General features: G+C 65.2%; 16 protein-coding genes. 13 read left to right on the top strand and 3 right to left on the bottom strand.

Annotated features, from left to right (window positions below; translation table 11 throughout):
* Positions 1-6 precede the first annotated feature (6 nt).
* Positions 7-528 carry a shikimate kinase gene (locus tag QMK31_RS01765; protein WP_283499230.1) on the top strand — a complete coding sequence of 174 codons (522 nt, stop codon included), beginning with the start codon at positions 7-9 and terminating at the stop codon, positions 526-528.
* A complete protein-coding gene (aroB, locus tag QMK31_RS01760; RefSeq protein WP_283499229.1) occupies positions 521-1,618 on the top strand; it encodes a 3-dehydroquinate synthase in 1,098 nt (365 codons plus the stop codon). The genes QMK31_RS01765 and aroB overlap by 8 nt, the downstream gene beginning before the upstream one ends.
* 3 nt (positions 1,619-1,621) lie before the next feature.
* Here the strand turns inward: aroB and QMK31_RS01755 are convergent, their stop codons facing one another.
* The 3 genes from QMK31_RS01755 to QMK31_RS01745 all read right to left on the bottom strand — a co-directional run bounded on the left by QMK31_RS01755 (position 1,622) and on the right by QMK31_RS01745 (position 5,166).
* Entirely contained in the window at positions 1,622-2,101 is a 480-nt protein-coding gene (locus QMK31_RS01755) for a DUF779 domain-containing protein (RefSeq protein ID WP_283499228.1), read from the bottom strand.
* Positions 2,102-2,233: 132 nt separating this feature from the next.
* Positions 2,234-3,757 (bottom strand): acetaldehyde dehydrogenase ExaC, encoded by a 1,524-nt coding sequence (exaC, locus tag QMK31_RS01750; RefSeq protein ID WP_283499227.1) that lies wholly within the window; start codon positions 3,755-3,757, stop codon positions 2,234-2,236.
* A gap of 56 nt (positions 3,758-3,813) precedes the next feature.
* Positions 3,814-5,166: a GAF domain-containing protein gene (locus tag QMK31_RS01745; protein WP_283499226.1), complete on the bottom strand. Its 1,353-nt coding sequence runs from the start codon at positions 5,164-5,166 to the stop codon at positions 3,814-3,816.
* Positions 5,167-5,392: 226 nt separating this feature from the next.
* On the opposite strand from QMK31_RS01745, the gene QMK31_RS01740 reads away from it, so the two are divergent.
* The 11 genes from QMK31_RS01740 to carB all read left to right on the top strand — a co-directional run bounded on the left by QMK31_RS01740 (position 5,393) and on the right by carB (position 16,594).
* Complete coding sequence (locus QMK31_RS01740) at positions 5,393-5,797, top strand: hypothetical protein (protein WP_283499225.1); 405 nt, start codon at positions 5,393-5,395, stop codon at positions 5,795-5,797.
* A gap of 45 nt (positions 5,798-5,842) precedes the next feature.
* Positions 5,843-6,277 carry a type II 3-dehydroquinate dehydratase gene (locus QMK31_RS01735; RefSeq protein ID WP_283499224.1) on the top strand — a complete coding sequence of 145 codons (435 nt, stop codon included), beginning with the start codon at positions 5,843-5,845 and terminating at the stop codon, positions 6,275-6,277.
* Positions 6,278-6,382: 105 nt separating this feature from the next.
* Entirely contained in the window at positions 6,383-6,946 is a 564-nt protein-coding gene (gene efp, locus QMK31_RS01730; RefSeq protein ID WP_283499223.1) for an elongation factor P, read from the top strand.
* Entirely contained in the window at positions 6,943-7,362 is a 420-nt protein-coding gene (gene nusB / locus QMK31_RS01725; RefSeq protein WP_283499222.1) for a transcription antitermination factor NusB, read from the top strand. Before efp ends, nusB begins: the two co-directional genes overlap by 4 nt.
* A 141-nt stretch (positions 7,363-7,503) precedes the next feature.
* On the top strand, positions 7,504-8,556 hold the full coding sequence (locus QMK31_RS01720) for a thioredoxin domain-containing protein (protein ID WP_283499221.1): 1,053 nt from the start codon (positions 7,504-7,506) through the stop codon (positions 8,554-8,556).
* Between the two features lie 93 nt (positions 8,557-8,649).
* Positions 8,650-9,192: a bifunctional pyr operon transcriptional regulator/uracil phosphoribosyltransferase PyrR gene (pyrR, locus tag QMK31_RS01715; RefSeq protein WP_283499220.1), complete on the top strand. Its 543-nt coding sequence runs from the start codon at positions 8,650-8,652 to the stop codon at positions 9,190-9,192.
* Positions 9,189-10,151, top strand: a complete 963-nt coding sequence (locus tag QMK31_RS01710) for an aspartate carbamoyltransferase catalytic subunit (protein ID WP_283499219.1) — start codon at positions 9,189-9,191, stop codon at positions 10,149-10,151. The genes pyrR and QMK31_RS01710 overlap by 4 nt, the downstream gene beginning before the upstream one ends.
* The gene (locus tag QMK31_RS01705) at positions 10,141-11,508 is read left to right on the top strand and encodes a dihydroorotase (RefSeq protein WP_283499218.1); all 1,368 of its coding nucleotides are present in this window, start codon (positions 10,141-10,143) and stop codon (positions 11,506-11,508) included. Before QMK31_RS01710 ends, QMK31_RS01705 begins: the two co-directional genes overlap by 11 nt.
* Positions 11,501-12,040, top strand: a complete 540-nt coding sequence (locus QMK31_RS01700) for a PH-like domain-containing protein (protein WP_283499217.1) — start codon at positions 11,501-11,503, stop codon at positions 12,038-12,040. Before QMK31_RS01705 ends, QMK31_RS01700 begins: the two co-directional genes overlap by 8 nt.
* A 109-nt stretch (positions 12,041-12,149) precedes the next feature.
* Positions 12,150-13,307, top strand: coding sequence for a glutamine-hydrolyzing carbamoyl-phosphate synthase small subunit (gene carA, locus QMK31_RS01695; RefSeq protein ID WP_502852456.1), 1,158 nt, complete (start codon positions 12,150-12,152; stop codon positions 13,305-13,307).
* Positions 13,307-16,594 (top strand): carbamoyl-phosphate synthase large subunit, encoded by a 3,288-nt coding sequence (gene carB, locus QMK31_RS01690; protein WP_283499216.1) that lies wholly within the window; start codon positions 13,307-13,309, stop codon positions 16,592-16,594. The genes carA and carB overlap by 1 nt, the downstream gene beginning before the upstream one ends.
* The last annotated feature ends 58 nt before the right edge of the window (positions 16,595-16,652 follow it).

The raw sequence follows: 16,652 nt of genomic DNA, 5'->3' as shown, positions 1-16,652 counted from the left end.
GAAGCCATGCTGACCCGGCGAAACTCGCTGTTGCCGATCGTGTTCATCGGGCCGATGGCCGCCGGCAAGACCAAGATCGGTCGCCGGGTGGCCCGCGGCCTCGACGTGCCCTTCATCGACACCGACAAGCGCATCGTGGAAACCTACGGTCCGATTCCGGAGATCTTCGCTCGTGAGGGAGAAGAATACTTTCGTATCGTTGAGCGCGAAGCGGTGGACTGGGCGCTTGGCGAGCCGGCCGTCGTCTCGCTCGGTGGGGGAGCGGTTCTGCACGCCGAGACCCAGTCCGATCTTGCCGACGCGACCGTCGTTTACCTGAGCGTGACCACCGCGGCCGTGCAGGCACGCCTCGGCGGCACCAAACGCCCGCTCCTGCCCGGCGGTATAGCCGACTGGGAGCGCATCTACAACCTGCGCCGCGAGGTCTATGAATCCCTCGCGACGATTCGCCTGGATACCTCCAACCGGCCCATCAGCGGCATCGCCGACGAAATCGTGAACTGGGTTCAAGAAAGAAATGATGACTGAGATCTCCCAACAGACCGCTACCACCGTGATCACCGTGACCGGGGTCGACAGCTATCCGGTCAGTGTGGGGCGCGGCCTGGTCGATACCGTCGCCGAGCAGCTCGGCAGCGGCGTCACCAAGGTGCTCATCGTGCACACTTCCACGGTCGGGGCCCGCGCCGTCGCCCTCCGCGACAACCTGCTCGAGACCTATTCCGAAGTGCTGCTGGCCGAGATTCCCGACGCCGAGGCGGCCAAGCGCGTCGAAGTTGCCGCCTTCTGCTGGGGAATCATGGGTCAATCCGACTTCAGCCGCACCGACGCCGTTATCGGCCTCGGCGGCGGCGCCGTCACCGACCTGGCCGGCTTCGTCGCGGCGACCTGGCTGCGCGGCGTGAAACTCGTGCAGATCCCCACGAGCGTGCTCGGCATGGTCGACGCGGCCGTCGGCGGCAAGAACGGCATCAACACCGCCGAGGGCAAAAACCTCGTCGGCACCTTCTACGCGCCGGCCGCCGTACTCTGCGACCTGAACCTGCTCGACGCACTGCCCCGCAACGAGGTCCTCGCCGGCTTCGCTGAAATCGTCAAGGCCGGTTTCATCCAGGTTCCCGAGATCCTCGACATCATCGAAGCGGATGTCGACCGCGCCACCGACCCGACCACCCCCGAATTTCGGCGGCTGATCGAACTCTCCATCGCCATGAAGGCCCGCATCGTGGGCGAGGATTTCAAAGAGGCCGGCCTCCGCGAGATCCTCAACTACGGCCACACCCTCGGCCACGCGGTCGAACACGCGGAACGGTACGGTTGGCGCCACGGCGCAGCCGTCGCCGTCGGCATGATGTTCGCGGCGGAACTCGCCGCCCTCAGTGGTCGGCTCTCGGTCGAGGTCGTCGACCGGCACCGCACCATCCTCGAATCGCTCACCCTGCCGACCGGCTACCCGGTGGGTCGCTGGCCCACCCTGCTCGCCACGATGCAGCGCGACAAGAAGACCCGCAGCGGCATGTTGCGCTTCGTCGTGCTCGATGATGTCGGCAAGCCTACCATTCTCGAGGGCCCGGACGCCTCGTTGCTGTTCAGCGCGTACCAGGCCATCGGTCAGTAGGGCTCAAGCCGAAACAGCCTGCGTGGGGGATGCGGCGGCATCTGCTTCGACGGTGTCGGTCGTGCCGGCGAACGGGGCTACCGTGCTCATGAGCTCGGAGCGGATCAGGAAGCGCACGCCGCGCGGTGCTTCGGCGCTGAAGCCGCTGCCGCGCCCCGGCACGACATCGACCGTGAGGAAGGTGTGGCTCCAGTAATTGAACTGTTCGGCCGACATCCAAAAGTCGAGGGGCTGCCCGGGCTCACCGACCGGGGCCAGATCGAACTGGCCGAGGCGCACGTCTTGGTCGGAGGTGATGAATTCGCCCGCCATGAACAGCATCGGCGAGCTGCCGTCGCAGCATCCGCCGGACTGGTGGAACATGAGTGGTCCGTGCTCTTCCCAGAGGCTGCGCAGCAGGTCGACGGCCACCGGAGTGAGCTCGACGCGAGGGACGGTTTCGCCGGCGATCGTGACCGACGCGGTTATCGTAGATGTCGACATTGACGGGCCTTTCTACAGAAGTGACGGTAAAAAAAGGGGCTGCCTACGACGTTACGTCGTCGGCAGCCCCCGGGCCAGACCTGCGGCAGAACTCCCACCCGACGGGGGCTCTGGCGCAGGCCAAGGTATGGCTTAGAAGAAGCCCAGCTTGTTCTCGGAATACGACACCAGCAGGTTCTTGGTCTGCTGGTAATGACCGAGCGCGAGCTTGTTGTTCTCGCGACCGATGCCCGAGCTCTTGTACCCGCCGAACGCTGCACCGGCCGGGTAGGCGTGATAGTTGTTGACCCAGACCCGGCCGGCCTGAATGTCGCGGCCAGCCCGGTAGGCGACGTTGCCGTTGCGCGACCAGACACCGGCACCGAGGCCGTAAATGGTGTCGTTGGCGATCGAGATTGCGTCGTCATAGTCGGTGAAGCTCGTCACCGCGAGTACCGGTCCGAAGATCTCCTCCTGGAACAGGCGCATCTTGTTGTGACCTTCGAAGATGGTCGGCTGCACATAGTAACCGTCGGTGAGGTCCCCGCCGAGGTCAGCACGTTCGCCGCCGAGGGCGAGCTTGGCGCCTTCCTTGGTGCCGATATCGATGTAGGACAGGATTTTCTCGAGCTGGTCGTTGCTCGCCTGGGCGCCCATCTGGGTGTCGGTGTCGAGCGGGTTACCCTGGATGATCTTTTTGGCCCGGGTGACGGCGTCGCCGAGGAAGCTGTCGTAGATCGGCTTCTGAAGCAGCGCGCGGCTCGGGGCCGTGCAGACCTCGCCCTGGTTGAAGGCGAACAGCACGAAGCCTTCCTGGGCCTTGTCATAGAACGCGTCCTTCTCCTGGGCGACGTCGCTGAAGAAGATGTTCGGGCTTTTGCCGCCGAGCTCGACAGTGGAGGGAATGATGTTCGCGGAGGCGTACTGCAGGATGAGACGACCGGTCGTGGTCTCCCCGGTGAACGCGATCTTGCGAATCCGGTTGCTCGAGGCGAGCGGCTTGCCGGCCTCGAGACCGAAACCGTTGACGACGTTGACCACTCCGGGGGGGAGGATGTCGCCGATGAGTTCCATCAGCACGAGAATCGAAACCGGGGTCTGCTCGGCCGGCTTGAGCACGATCGCGTTGCCGGCGGCGAGGGCCGGGGCGAGCTTCCAAACGGCCATCAGAATGGGGAAGTTCCACGGGATGATCTGGCCGACGACGCCAAGCGGCTCGTGGAACTGGTACGAGACGGTGTCGCCGTCGAGCTGCGCGTGGTCGCCGTCCTGGGCGCGGATGGCCGAGGCGAAGTAGCGGAAGTGGTCGGCGGCGAGGGGGATGTCGGCGTTGATCGTTTCGCGCACGGCCTTGCCGTTGTCCCAGGTCTCTGCGACGGCCAGCATCTCGACGTTGGCGTCGATCACGTCAGCGATCCTATTGAGAACGGCAGCACGTTCGGTGGGGCTGGCCTTACCCCAGGCCGGTGCGGCTTTGTGGGCGGCGTCGAGGGCCAACTCGATGTCTTCGGCGGTGCCGCGGGCGACCTCGGCGAACGGCTTGCCAGTGACAGGGGTGATGTCTTCGAAGTACTGGCCCTTGACCGGGGCGACCCACTCGCCGCCGATCCAGTTCTCGTACCGAGACTTGAAGGTAACTTTGGAGCCCGGTGTTCCGGGGGCTGCGTAGACGGTCATGTCACTCCTATTTCGACGACGGTGTCGGGCTCGCAAACCTGCGGCCTGATCCGACTCTAGGAGCGGGAACGTTGCAGAATGTTGCGATGTTCGCCAATTTCGTCTTCGATGCGCGCAAGATGCGCCACGACCGTCGCCCGTTTGGGCGACCGGGCTGGAAGCAGCTCGAGGCAGGCGCGCCAGACTTCGGTGTCCCAGGTGGCTTCCTCGGTACGCGCGTAGGTCAGCAGCAGATCGACCGAAGCATCCGCGAGCATCGCCTCACGCAGTCGGCTGCTCACTTCTGAACGAATTTCTACGATCCCGGGAGCCGACGATCCCGGGAGCACAGCCCCGCGGTAGGCGCCGAGAGCCACCCGGTGGGCGCCGCGCTCCAGAAAAGCCAGCACCTGCTGCGCATCCAGTTCGAGTCGGGATTCCAACCGATACGGTCGGGAGGTGATCGTAATCGGAGGGTCGAGCACGGCGAGTACCTTGCGTACCCGCACCATTTCGGCGCGCAGCGTCTCCACCGCTGTGTCGTGATCGAAGAGATAACCGGCCAGACGATCGGCGGAGAGTCCTTCGCGGTGCCAGGCCAGGAGCGTGAGAATCTCGGTGTGGCGGGGCGAGACATCCGCTGTGCTGCCGCCGCACTGCAACTGGCCGTGGTCGGTGCCGAGAACACTCAGAACGGCCGGAGCCAGTCGCGGCACGGTCGTTGATAGCGAGAGGCGCGACCGCTGGGCGGGCGGCGCGGCATGCGGCCGGTCCAGGCGTTGGATTCGCAGCTCCGCCTCCATCGCGGCGACGGCGGCCTCGACCAGGGGCAGAGTTTGCGGAGCGACGGCTTGGTCACCGCCGGTGATGTCGATCACGCCGAGGATCTTGCCGGTGTCCGGGTCGTGAATGGGAACGGCCGTGCAGCTCCACGGGTGCGCGAGAGCGTTGAAGTGTTCGGCCCGTCGAATCTGGATGCCGCGGTCCAGGGCGAGGGCGGTGCCCGGTGCACTCGTTCCTACTCGGCTTTCCGACCAGTCGGCACCCTCGACGAACAGCATTTCCTCAACCCGGCGACGCAGCACGCGGTCTCCGTCGATCCAGAGCAACCGACCGGCTTCGTCACCGATGGCGACGATCAGCTCGGCGTCGACCGCATGACGAATGAGCAGGTTGTGCACGACCGGTAACACCGCGGCGAGCGGATGCTGGTTGCGCAGGTCGCGTAACTCGGCGTCGGTCAGCGCCCGCTCCGGGGCAACACTTGACGGGTCCAGGCTCAGGGACAGGGAACGCTGCCAGGAATCCTGGACGAGCTTGCGCACGCCGGTTTGGAAAACCCGATCGGTCATCGCGGATTCGTGAGCCCGTTCCAGGGCGACGATGTTCTCCCGCGCGTCGCCGGTCGGGACCGACGAAGAACCCTTCAAGCCGTATCCCATGAGCGTCTGCCTCCGTTAGCAGTGGTCGGGTGACGCGGCCACAGCCAGCATCGGATTTTCATTCTACCGGCACGGCCCCGGCCGAGCGTTTGGAGTGGCGGGCATTCACAGCCACAACGGTGCATCTCCGTCGGAGATTATCCACAATCGGGCCTACCGAACTCTTTCTGGGGATAACTGGTCGCCCTCTGCCGGATCCGCTCAGAATGGCGGCATGACAATGACTGTGAAGCTCGACGACGCTCCGCCCGTGACCACGCCGGAGCAGGCCAGAGCACGAGTATTCGACCTGGTCGGCCACGCCATCCGCCGGCAGCTCTGGCTCATGCTGCTCGACGCCCATGGGCAGCAGCTCTCCATGCTGATCCCCATCGACGGCATTCCCCTCCGTCCCGAACCGGGCTCGGTGCGGCCCTTTGCCGTCCGCATCAACGACATCCTGGCCAGAGAAGCTCCCGGTGGCAGCATCATTGTGACCCTGGAACGGCCTGGTTCGGCCGCCCTCACGGCTCCAGACCAGGCCTGGGCCATCGAACTGACCGAATCGTTTGGCAAGCTCATGCGCATCACCGGCCTGTTCGTCGCGCACGATCACGGCGTCGCGGTTCTCGCTCCCTGACCGGCACCGGCTTGTCGGCGGGTGCCCACGGCCTAGGCTGAGTGAATGAGTACAGTGCTGGTTCTGAACGGTCCGAACCTCGGGCGTCTCGGCAGTCGCGAGCCCGACGTGTACGGGTCCGCGAACCTGGACGACCTGCGTACGCTGCTGGTCGCATCCGCTCGAGACGGGGTGAGCATCGATCTGCGGCAGACCGATGACGAGGCCGAACTCATCCACTGGCTGTACGAAGCCGTTGACGAGCGGATGCCGGTCATCCTCAACCCGGCAGCGTTCACCCACTACAGTTACGCACTGCGAGACGCCGCTGCCCTCGTCACAAAGGCCGGTCTGCCACTGATCGAGGTGCATATTTCTAACCCGCACGCCCGCGAAACGTTCCGCCACACCAGCGTCGTGAGCGCCATCGCCACCGGGGTCATCGCTGGCCTCGGCTTCGACTCGTACCGGCTGGCCCTGGATTTCGTCACCGCGCAGTGACCCGCCTGCGGGATGCAGCCTTTGGCGACTGAGGCTTCGGCCGGTAGAATCCTAAGGTGCCATTTGCACCCGCGCACCTTATCAATTGAACGGAACACCCCTCCCATGGCTTCTACCGCTGATATCAGAAACGGCGTCGTACTCAACATGGATGGCCAGCTTTGGGCCGTCGTCGAGTTTCAGCACGTCAAGCCGGGCAAGGGTGGCGCCTTCGTTCGCACCAAGATGAAGAACGTCGTCTCGGGTAAGACCGTTGACCGCACGTTCAACGCCGGCGCCAAAATCGAGACCGAAAACGTCGACCGTCGCGACTTCCAGTACTTGTACAACGACGGCGACGCTTACGTCTTCATGGACGTCGCCGACTACGACCAGATCACCGTCTCCGCCGCCGTCGTCGGCGATGCGAGCAACTTCATGCTCGAAAACCAGGCCGTGACCGTGGCGCTGCACAACGGCAACCCGCTCTACGTCGAGCTGCCGGCCTCCGTCGTTTTGGAAATCACTTACACCGAACCTGGCCTGCAGGGCGACCGCTCCACTGGAGGCACCAAGCCGGCCACCGTCGAGACCGGTTACCAGATTCAGGTTCCGCTGTTCCTGGAACAGGGCACCAAGGTCAAGGTCGACACCCGCACGGGCGACTACCTCGGTCGCGTCAACGAATGAGCGCACGGACCAAGGCACGCAAGCGCGCCATCGACATTCTGTACGCCGCCGATGTACGTCAGATCAGCATTCCGGAGTCGCTCGCAACCGAGGCTGAGCGCGCCGCGAGCGAGCCGGCCCGCGTGGCATCCTGGCTCTACGCCCGGGAGCTCGTCGACGGGGTCGTCGACCACAGAGAAGAAATCGATGAGCTGATCGAGACGTACTCGCAGGGTTGGTCGCTCGCGCGCATGCCCAACATCGATCGCGCCATTCTGCGCATCGGAATTTGGGAGATTCTCTACAACGACGCCGTGCCGCACGCCGTCGCCATCGATGAAGCCGTTGAGGCCGCCAAGATCCTCTCAACGGATGACTCGGCCGGCTTCGTCAACGGACTGCTCGGCAAGATTGCCCAAACCGCTCCTTCGGCCTAATCGCCCGCCGGCCTAATAACCCGCCGGCCTAATAACCCGCCGGCCTAATAACCTGCCGGCCTGATCACCGCCGGGCCGACCGCCCGATCGGTCGTATCGACTTCTGCCGCATTCGCCTCGACGTTACCGAAGGACACGCACATGGACATCTCCGGACAAGACGCTCCTGGCGACCAGCCGGTTCAGCCCAAACCGTACCTGCCGGTGCCGCCGCTGGGCGAGGCGAATCCACCGCTCGTGACACCGCCATTCGTGACACCGCCGTTTGTGACACCGCCATTCGTGACGGCACCGAAGACGAACACGCTGGCCATCGTGTCGTTCGTGTCGTCGTTCTTCATAGGGCTCGTAGCCATCATCACCGGGCACATCGCGCTTGCTCAGATTCGGGCTCGTGGTGAACTGGGCCGTGGTTTCGCCCTCGCCGGCCTCATCATCGGTTATGTCGCCACTGCTCTGTTCGCCATTCTCGTCGTGTTCGCGATCATCTTCGCCTCCGCAATCGCGGCATTCGTGGTCGCCGTTGATTCCAGCTCGAGTTCCGGCCCCGCGACCTCGTCGTCAGCGCCGGAATCGACCGAGCCGGAATCGACCGAGCCGGAATCGAGCACACCGCTGCCGACCGGGCAGCTGGGCGCCGCCGACTTCGACAGCGGCTATCTCGAATTCGGCACCGGAGCGGTCATCGTCGACGAATACGTCGACCCGATGTGCCCGTTCTGCGCCCAGTTCGAGGAAGCCAACGGTGAGCTGCTGCTCGCCGGGGTGGAGAGCGGCGTTATCACCCTCCGGGTGCACTCGCTCACCTTTCTGGACCGGATGTCCGAGGGCACCAACTACTCCAGCCGGGCGTCAGCGGCTCTCACCTGCCAGGCCACACTGAACCCGGGTGAAACCCTCCCCTTCTTGGCGGCGCTGTTCGCCAATCAGCCGCTCGAGCAGACGCGCGGGCTCAGCAACGGGGAACTCGCTGCCCTGGCGACCGGCCCGGTGAACATTATCGACTGCGTCGATTCGGGGGATTACGAGGGCTGGGCGCAGCAGAACACCGAGGCAGCCCTCGCCGGACCCATCGACGGCGCCGAGATCGACGCCGTTGAAGGTACCCCGACCGTGCTCGTTGACGGCCTCCTGTATGAAGGCAGCCTCACCGACACGGCCGAATTCTCCGCCTTCGTCGCTTCCGCGTTCTAAGAGTTCGCTCCACCGGTGCACCACGGGCTAGGCTGGACTCATTCAGACATCCTTTAATGATCCGTCCTGTGAGACGGGGAAGGAGGTCGGCACTTGGCGCACACTGTGCTCACTCAGGCTGACATCACCCGCGCGTTGACTCGAATCTCCCACGAGATCCTGGAGTCCAATCGGGGCCCGGACAACCTCGTCATTCTCGGCATCCCGACCCGTGGCGTTATTCTCGCCCGCCGCATCGCCGAGACCATCCAGCGCATCGAACCCGCAGCAACGGCCGTGCGGGTCGGATCGCTCGACGTCACGCTCTACCGCGACGATCTCGCGCACGGCCGAACCCGAACGCCGTCGCGCACCGAAGTGCCCGGCAGCATCAACGGCGCCACCGTCGTGCTCGTTGACGACGTGCTGTACTCGGGACGTACCATCCGCAGCGCCCTCGACGCGCTCGGAGACCACGGCCGTCCGACCATCGTGCGGCTGGCAGTTCTCATCGATCGGGGACACCGGGAGCTGCCCATTCGCGCCGACTTCGTCGGCCGCAACCTGCCGACGGCAACCGATGAGCGCATCAACGTGCACCTCGAGGAGATCGACGGCGACGAATTCGTCTCGATCGACGGCGGGAGCAACCGATGAGACATCTCCTCTCGACCAAGGACCTCACCCGTGACGAGGCCATCAACCTGCTCGACATCGCCGAAGACATGGCGGATGTCGCCCAGCGCGAGGTCAAAAAGCTTCCGACTCTGCGCGGCAAGACCGTCGTTAACTTGTTCTTCGAGGATTCCACCCGCACCCGCATCTCGTTCGAGGCCGCCGCTAAGCGCCTGAGCGCCGACGTGATCAACTTCAGCGCCAAGGGCTCCAGTGTGTCGAAGGGCGAAAGCCTGAAGGACACCGCGCAGACCCTCGCCGCGATCGGCGCCGACGGTGTCGTCATCCGCCACCCGGCCTCCGGCGCCCCGGCGGTGCTCGCCGCAAGCGGGTGGATCGACGCGGGCATCATCAACGCCGGTGACGGCACCCACGAGCACCCCACCCAGGCCCTGCTCGACGCTTTCACCATTCGGCGCCGCATCCACGGCCAGGCGTCCCGCGGCACGGGTCTCGACGGGGTCACCGTCACGATCGTCGGCGATGTCCTCCACTCCCGGGTGGCCCGCTCGAACCTCTGGCTGCTGACCACCCTCGGTGCGGAGGTCACGTTCGTCGCACCACCCACCCTGTTTCCCAGCGACACCACCCTCTGGCCGGCCCGATTCAGCTTCGACCTCGATGATGCTATCGATGCCGGCCCCGACGTGGTTATGATGCTGCGCATCCAGACCGAACGGATGAGCGCGGCTTTCTTTCCGAGCAGCCGCGAGTATTCCCGGGTCTGGGGTCTCGACGACGCGAGATTCGGCCGACTCGGTCCGGCTAGCATTGTCATGCACCCCGGCCCGATGAATCGTGGCCTTGAGATTTCATCGGCGGCGGCCGACTCCGCTAATTCGACCGTGCTCGAACAGGTCACGAACGGCGTCTCCGTGCGAATGGCCGCACTCTACTTGCTCTTATCCGGTGACCGGAAGGAATCGAAGAATGTCGATTGACGGAATGCAGCCACAAGGACGGCAGCAGAGCTGGCTGATTCGCGGCGCGACCCTTCCGGACGGCACGGGCACCGACATCCGTCTCGACGGCCGGCGTATCGCCGAGCTGGGGACCGGCCTGTCGCAGAACGGGGCGAGCATCATCGACGCCGACGGCCTGATCGCGCTGCCAGGCCTGGTCGACCTGCACACTCACCTGCGCGAACCTGGCTACGAGCACAGCGAGACCGTGCTGAGCGGCAGCCGTGCCGCAGCCAGAGGGGGCTTCACGAGCGTGTTCGCCATGGCCAACACCCTGCCGGCGCAGGACACCGCCGGGGTGGTCGAGCAGGTGCTCTACCTGGGAGAGAGGGCCGGCTACGTCGATGTCCAGCCGATCGGCGCCGTCACGGTGGGCTTGGCGGGCCAGCAACTCGCCGAACTCGGCGCTATGGCCTCGAGCCGAGCTCGCGTGCGGGTGTTCTCCGACGACGGTTTCTGCGTGTCGGACCCGCTTCTCATGCGCCGCGCCCTCGAATACGTGAAGGCCTTCGACGGCGTGATTGCGCAGCATTCGCAGGAACCGCGCCTCACCGAGAAAGCCCAGATGAACGAGGGCGCCCTCTCCGGCGAGCTCGGTCTCGTCGGCTGGCCAGCCGTCGCTGAGGAGTCGATCATCGCCAGGGACGTGCTGCTCGCCGAACACGTCGGATCGCGGTTGCACGTCTGCCACGTTTCGACGGCCGGCTCGGTCGACGTGATCCGCTGGGCGAAGGCCCGCGGCATCAACGTTACGGCCGAGGTCACGCCGCACCACCTGCTGCTCACCGAAGACCTCGTTCGCGGCTACGACGCCCGCTTCAAGGTGAATCCGCCCCTGCGCAGCCGGGAAGATGTCGAGGCCCTGCGGGCCGGACTCGCCGACGGAACGATCGACATCGTCGCGACCGACCACGCCCCGCATCCATCCGAAAGCAAAGACTGCGAGTGGGATGCCGCTGCCAACGGCATGGTCGGGCTGGAATCAGCCCTGTCGGTCGTGCACGCCGCGGTCGTGGCGACCGGGCTGCTTGACTGGGCCGACATCGAACGCGTGCTCTCAAGTACCCCGGCCCGCATCGGGCGAGTGACCGGCCAGGGTAATCCGATCGCGGTCGGGTCGCCGGCCGAACTGACGCTGTACGACCCGGCAGCGACCCGCATCTTCGGGCGCGCCGATCTGGCCGGCACGAGCACCAACTCGCCGTACCTGTCGATGACCCTCCCCGGCGAGGTGCGAGCTACCTTCCACCGCGGCTATGCCACGGTGCTCGATGGTGCTGTGCTCAACAGCTCTGAGATAACCAAGAACGCAAGCGGAGTCCTCACTCATGGATAGATCCATCCCGGCCATCATCACGGCGCTCGTTTTGCTCGGTGTTCTGATTCTCATGTGGCGCAGCTGGCGAAAGCGCAGCCGACGCGACGCGACGCTCACCGCCGGCTATCCCCTGCCAGAGACCAACGACCACGCCCTCGCCGGGGCCGATGCCTATTACGTGGCGACGACTCCGCGCGATGCGCCGCTGGAACGGCTTGCCATTGGCGGCCTGGGCTTTCGCGCCCGCGCCGCCCTGACGGTGACGGACGCCGGGATCATTCTCGACCTCGACGGCAATCAGCCGGTCTTCGTTCCGGCCGGCGCCATCGATGCGGTCGGCGCCGCCCAGGTCGCCATCGACCGGGCCGTCGAAACCGACGGACTGGTGCGTTTGTCCTGGCGTCTGGCCGCAGGCACCCCCGACCGTCGCACTGTCGACAGCTTCTTTCGCATCATCGATCCGAATGATCGGGCTCGCCTCGTCGACTCGATCCGAACCATTGCCGCAAAGGCCGCCGCCCCGGCCCATCAAGACGAAAGTGAGGCCTGACGTGCCCGATTCGACCGCACCAGACCAGGCAGAACCCAACCAGGCCGCACCAGTTGACGGCCTGGCGAACGAGGCCGGCGCATCCGCTACCCTGCAGTCCACGTTTTCAGTGTCGGCCCGGCCCGGCCCGGCCGTGCTCGTGCTCGAAGACGGCCGACGCTTCGTGGGTCGCAGCTTTGGCAGCGAGGGTCAGACTCTCGGCGAGATCGTCTTCGCCACGGGCATGACCGGCTACCAGGAGACACTGACCGACCCGTCCTACGCCGGCCAGATCGTGCTGATGACCGCCCCGCACATCGGCAACACGGGCATGAACGACGAGGACATGGAATCCCGCCAGATCTGGGTCGCCGGCTTTATCGTGCGTGAGCCGGCCCGCATCGCCTCCAATTTTCGCGCGACCCGCACCCTCGACGATGACCTCGAAGCATCGGGCGTCGTCGGCATCAGCGGAATCGACACCCGGGCGATCACCCGCCATATCCGCTCTGCGGGCGCCATGAAGAGCGGCATCTTCTCGGGTGACCTGTTCGGCCTGTCCGACAGCGAACAGCTCGAACGGGTGCTCGCTGGGGCTGCCATGCGCGGCCGCAACCTCTCGTTCGAGGTCTCCACCGTCGAACCCTTCTCGATCCCCGCGCAGGGCGAACGCATCGGCTCCGTCGCTGTGCTCGACCTCGGCGTGAAGACCAGCACGCTCAGCTACCTCGCCGAACGCGGCTTCGAGGTGCTCGTGCTGCCGCAGTCGGTCACCGCCGAGCACGTTCTGTCGTTGAAGCCCTCTGCCCTGTTCTTCTCAAACGGACCAGGCGACCCGGCCGCCTCCGACGCCCACGTCACCCTGTTGCAAGAGGTGCTCCGGGCTGGCATTCCCTACTTCGGCATCTGCTTCGGCAACCAGCTGCTCGGCCGGGCCCTCGGTTTCCGCACCTACAAACTGCCGTTCGGGCACCGCGGCATCAACCAGCCGGTACTCGACAAGACCACCGGACGGGTCGAGATCACCTCGCAGAACCACGGCTTCGCCGTTGACATGCCCATTGAGGGCATCCATGAGTCCCGGGCCGGTTTCGGCCGGGTCGAGGTGAGCCATTACAGCCTCAACGACCAGGTGGTCGAAGGCATCCGCTGCCTCGATATCAACGCTTTCTCGGTGCAGTACCACCCGGAGGCGGCTGCGGGCCCGCACGACGCCAACCACCTTTTCGATCGATTCAGAGACGTTGTTCTGGCTGCGCAGTCAGCCGTTGCAGGAGAAACCAAATAATGCCCAAGCGCGACGATATCAACAGTGTTCTTGTCATCGGCAGCGGGCCGATCGTCATCGGCCAGGCCTGCGAGTTCGACTATTCCGGCACCCAGGCCTGCCGCGTACTGCGCGAGGAGGGCGTGCGCGTCATCCTGGTCAACTCGAACCCGGCCACGATCATGACCGACCCCGACTTCGCCGATGCAACCTACATCGAACCGATCACGGCGGAGATCCTCGAAACCATCATCGCGAAGGAACGCCCGGATGCGATCCTGCCGACGCTGGGTGGGCAGACCGCCCTCAACGCGGCAATTCAGCTGCACGAGCGCGGAATCCTGGAGAAGTATGACGTCGAGCTGATCGGTGCAAGCTTCGACGCCATCAACAAGGGCGAAGACCGCATGATCTTCAAGCAGCTCGTGCTCGACGCTGGCGCCGGGGTTGCTCGCTCCTTCATCGCCCGAACGGTTGAGGAGGCCGTCGGCTACGCCGAAGACCTCGGCTACCCCCTGGTCGTTCGCCCCTCCTTCACCATGGGCGGCCTTGGCTCCGGCTTCGCCTACACCGAGGTCGAGCTGCGCCGCATCGTCACCGACGGCCTGCACCACAGCCCGACCACCGAGGTATTGCTCGAAGAATCCATCCTGGGATGGAAAGAATATGAACTCGAGATGATGCGCGACACGGCAGACAACACCGTCGTGGTCTGCTCCATCGAAAACGTAGATCCGGTCGGCGTGCACACCGGCGACTCGATCACCGTCGCCCCGGCGCTGACCCTGACCGACCGCGAGTTTCAGCACCTGCGCGACATCTCAATCGACATTATCCGCGCCGTCGGCGTCGACACCGGCGGCTGTAACATCCAGTTCGCGATCAACCCGGCCGACGGCCGCGTTATCGTGATCGAGATGAACCCGCGCGTCTCACGGTCCTCCGCCCTGGCCAGCAAAGCCACCGGCTTTCCGATCGCCAAGATCGCCGCCAAACTCGCCATCGGCTATCGCCTCGACGAGATTCCCAACGACATCACCGGTGTCACCCCGGCAAGCTTCGAACCCACCCTCGACTACGTCGTGGTCAAGGTGCCGCGCTTTGCATTCGAGAAGTTCCCGGCCGCCGACCAGCGCCTGACCACGACCATGAAGTCGGTTGGCGAAGCCATGGCCATCGGCCGCAGCTTCGCATCCGCTTTGCAGAAGGCCCTGCGCTCGCTCGAGAAGCGCGGCTCGAGCTTTCACTGGGGCGACGAGACCCGCACGGTCGACGAGTTGCTCGCCGCCGCCGAGATCCCCACCGACGGCCGCATCGTCACCGTGCAGCAGGCTCTCCGCCGCGGCGCGACCATCGAGCAGGTGTTCGACGCCACCAAGATCGACCCGTGGTTCCTCGACCAGATCGTGCTCATCAACGAGATCGCCGAGCAGGTCAAGGCCGCCGACCGACTCGACCGCGACGTCATGATCCTCGCCAAGGACCACGGCTTCTCCGACGCGCAAATCGGCGAGTTGCGCGGCTTCGGCGAAGCGGATGTTCGCACCGTGCGCCACATTCTCGGCGTGCGCCCGGTATTCAAAACCGTCGACACCTGCGCGGGGGAGTTCCCAGCGCTCACGCCGTACCACTATTCCAGCTATGACGACGAAACCGAGGTTGTCGCCAGCGACCGCCGCAAGGTCGTCATCCTCGGTTCCGGACCCAACCGCATCGGACAGGGCGTCGAATTTGACTACTCCTGTGTGCACGCATCCTTCGCGCTGTCCGAGGCCGGCTACGAGACCATCATGATCAACTGCAACCCCGAGACGGTTTCCACCGACTACGACACGAGCGACCGGCTCTACTTCGAACCGCTCACCCTCGAGGACGTGCTCGAGGTCATCAACGCCGAAAGCCAGAGCGGTGAACTCGTTGGCGTGGTCGTGCAGCTCGGCGGGCAGACCGCCCTCAGCCTTGCCCGCGGCCTGGAAGCGGCCGGTATCCCCATTCTCGGCACCACTCCCGACGCGATCGACCTGGCCGAAGAGCGCGGCCTGTTCTCGAAGATCCTCGATGACGCCGGCCTGTTGGCACCCCGCAACGGAACGGCGATCGACTTCGCCGGCGCCGTCGTCGTGGCCGAAGAAATCGGCTACCCGGTGCTCGTGCGCCCGAGTTACGTGCTCGGCGGTCGCGGCATGGAAATTGTCTACGACTCCCCGTCGCTCGCGGACTATTTCACGCGGATGTCCGGGCAGGGAATCATCGGCGCGGGGCATCCGCTTCTGGTGGACCGTTTTCTGGATGACGCGATCGAGATCGACGTCGACGCCATCTACGACGGCCATGAGCTCTACATCGGCGGCGTCATGGAGCACATCGAGGAGGCTGGAATCCACTCCGGCGACTCGAGCTGCACCCTGCCGCCGGTCACCCTCGGCCGCGCCGAAATCGACCGGGTGCGTGACGCCACGCTGGGTATTGCCCGCGGCATCGGTGTCAAGGGCCTGCTCAACGTGCAGTTCGCGATCGGTGCCGGTGTGCTCTACGTACTCGAAGCCAACCCGCGTGCCTCGCGCACGGTGCCCTTCGTCGCGAAAGCGCTCGGCATCACCCTGGCCAAGGCCGCCGCACTCATCATGGTCGGTACGACCATCGCCGAGCTGAAGGCTGAGGGCAAGCTGCCGCTCATCGACGGTTCCCGCGTGCCGATCGAGTCGCCGGTCGCCGTGAAGGAAGCCGTGCTGCCGTTCAACCGGTTCCGTACCCCGGAGGGCCTCGTCGTGGACTCCATCCTCGGCCCGGAGATGCGCTCCACCGGCGAGGTCATGGGCATCGACGGCGACTTTCCGCGGGCGTTCGGCAAGAGCCAGCTCGCCGCCTACGGTGGAATTCCGCTCTCCGGCACCGTGTTCGTGTCGGTTTCAGACCGAGACAAGCGGGCCATTATCCTGCCAATGTTGCGCCTGCAGCAGCTCGGCTACGAGATCGCCGCGACCATCGGTACCGCAGAAGTATTGCAACGCAATGGCATCCGCGCCCGGGTCGTGACCAAATTCAGTGAGAAGACGGGGGAGGACGACGTATCGATCGTCGAGCTCATTCGCCGTGAAGAGATCCAGATCGTCATCAACACCCCCGGAGGCAGCACGGCCAGAGCCGACGGCTACGAGATTCGGGCGGCCGCTGTCGCCGGCGATCTGCCGCTATTCACGACCATCGCCGAGCTCAGCGCCGCGGTCGCGTCGGTCGACTCGATTCGCGACGGGTTCGAGGTGACCTCGCTCCAGGAGTATGCCACCGCCCGTACGGCCCTGCTGTGAACGGCGGCCCTGCTCTAAACGGTGGTCCGGCTGGGACGGGTCCTGTTGCGGCGGTGGG

The sequence above is a fragment of the Cryobacterium sp. PH31-O1 genome, assembly GCF_030063455.1.
Taxonomy (GTDB): domain Bacteria; phylum Actinomycetota; class Actinomycetes; order Actinomycetales; family Microbacteriaceae; genus Cryobacterium.
The sequence above is the reverse complement of the archived record's forward strand: the minus strand, read 5'-3'. Positions and strand labels throughout refer to the sequence as shown.

Excerpts from the sequence above, each read along its gene's own strand:
- QMK31_RS01710 (WP_283499219.1), top strand. The coding sequence starts at position 9,189 with ATGAGACATCTCCTCTCGACCAAGGACCTCACCCGTGACGAGGCCATC.
- QMK31_RS01765 (WP_283499230.1), top strand. The coding sequence starts at position 7 with ATGCTGACCCGGCGAAACTCGCTGTTGCCGATCGTGTTCATCGGGCCG.
- aroB (WP_283499229.1), top strand. The coding sequence starts at position 521 with ATGACTGAGATCTCCCAACAGACCGCTACCACCGTGATCACCGTGACC.
- QMK31_RS01705 (WP_283499218.1), top strand. The coding sequence starts at position 10,141 with ATGTCGATTGACGGAATGCAGCCACAAGGACGGCAGCAGAGCTGGCTG.
- QMK31_RS01700 (WP_283499217.1), top strand. The coding sequence starts at position 11,501 with ATGGATAGATCCATCCCGGCCATCATCACGGCGCTCGTTTTGCTCGGT.
- QMK31_RS01720 (WP_283499221.1), top strand. The coding sequence starts at position 7,504 with ATGGACATCTCCGGACAAGACGCTCCTGGCGACCAGCCGGTTCAGCCC.
- QMK31_RS01740 (WP_283499225.1), top strand. The coding sequence starts at position 5,393 with ATGACAATGACTGTGAAGCTCGACGACGCTCCGCCCGTGACCACGCCG.
- QMK31_RS01755 (WP_283499228.1), bottom strand. The coding sequence starts at position 2,101 with ATGTCGACATCTACGATAACCGCGTCGGTCACGATCGCCGGCGAAACC.
- carB (WP_283499216.1), top strand. The coding sequence starts at position 13,307 with ATGCCCAAGCGCGACGATATCAACAGTGTTCTTGTCATCGGCAGCGGG.
- QMK31_RS01735 (WP_283499224.1), top strand. The coding sequence starts at position 5,843 with ATGAGTACAGTGCTGGTTCTGAACGGTCCGAACCTCGGGCGTCTCGGC.
- nusB (WP_283499222.1), top strand. The coding sequence starts at position 6,943 with ATGAGCGCACGGACCAAGGCACGCAAGCGCGCCATCGACATTCTGTAC.
- efp (WP_283499223.1), top strand. The coding sequence starts at position 6,383 with ATGGCTTCTACCGCTGATATCAGAAACGGCGTCGTACTCAACATGGAT.
- exaC (WP_283499227.1), bottom strand. The coding sequence starts at position 3,757 with ATGACCGTCTACGCAGCCCCCGGAACACCGGGCTCCAAAGTTACCTTC.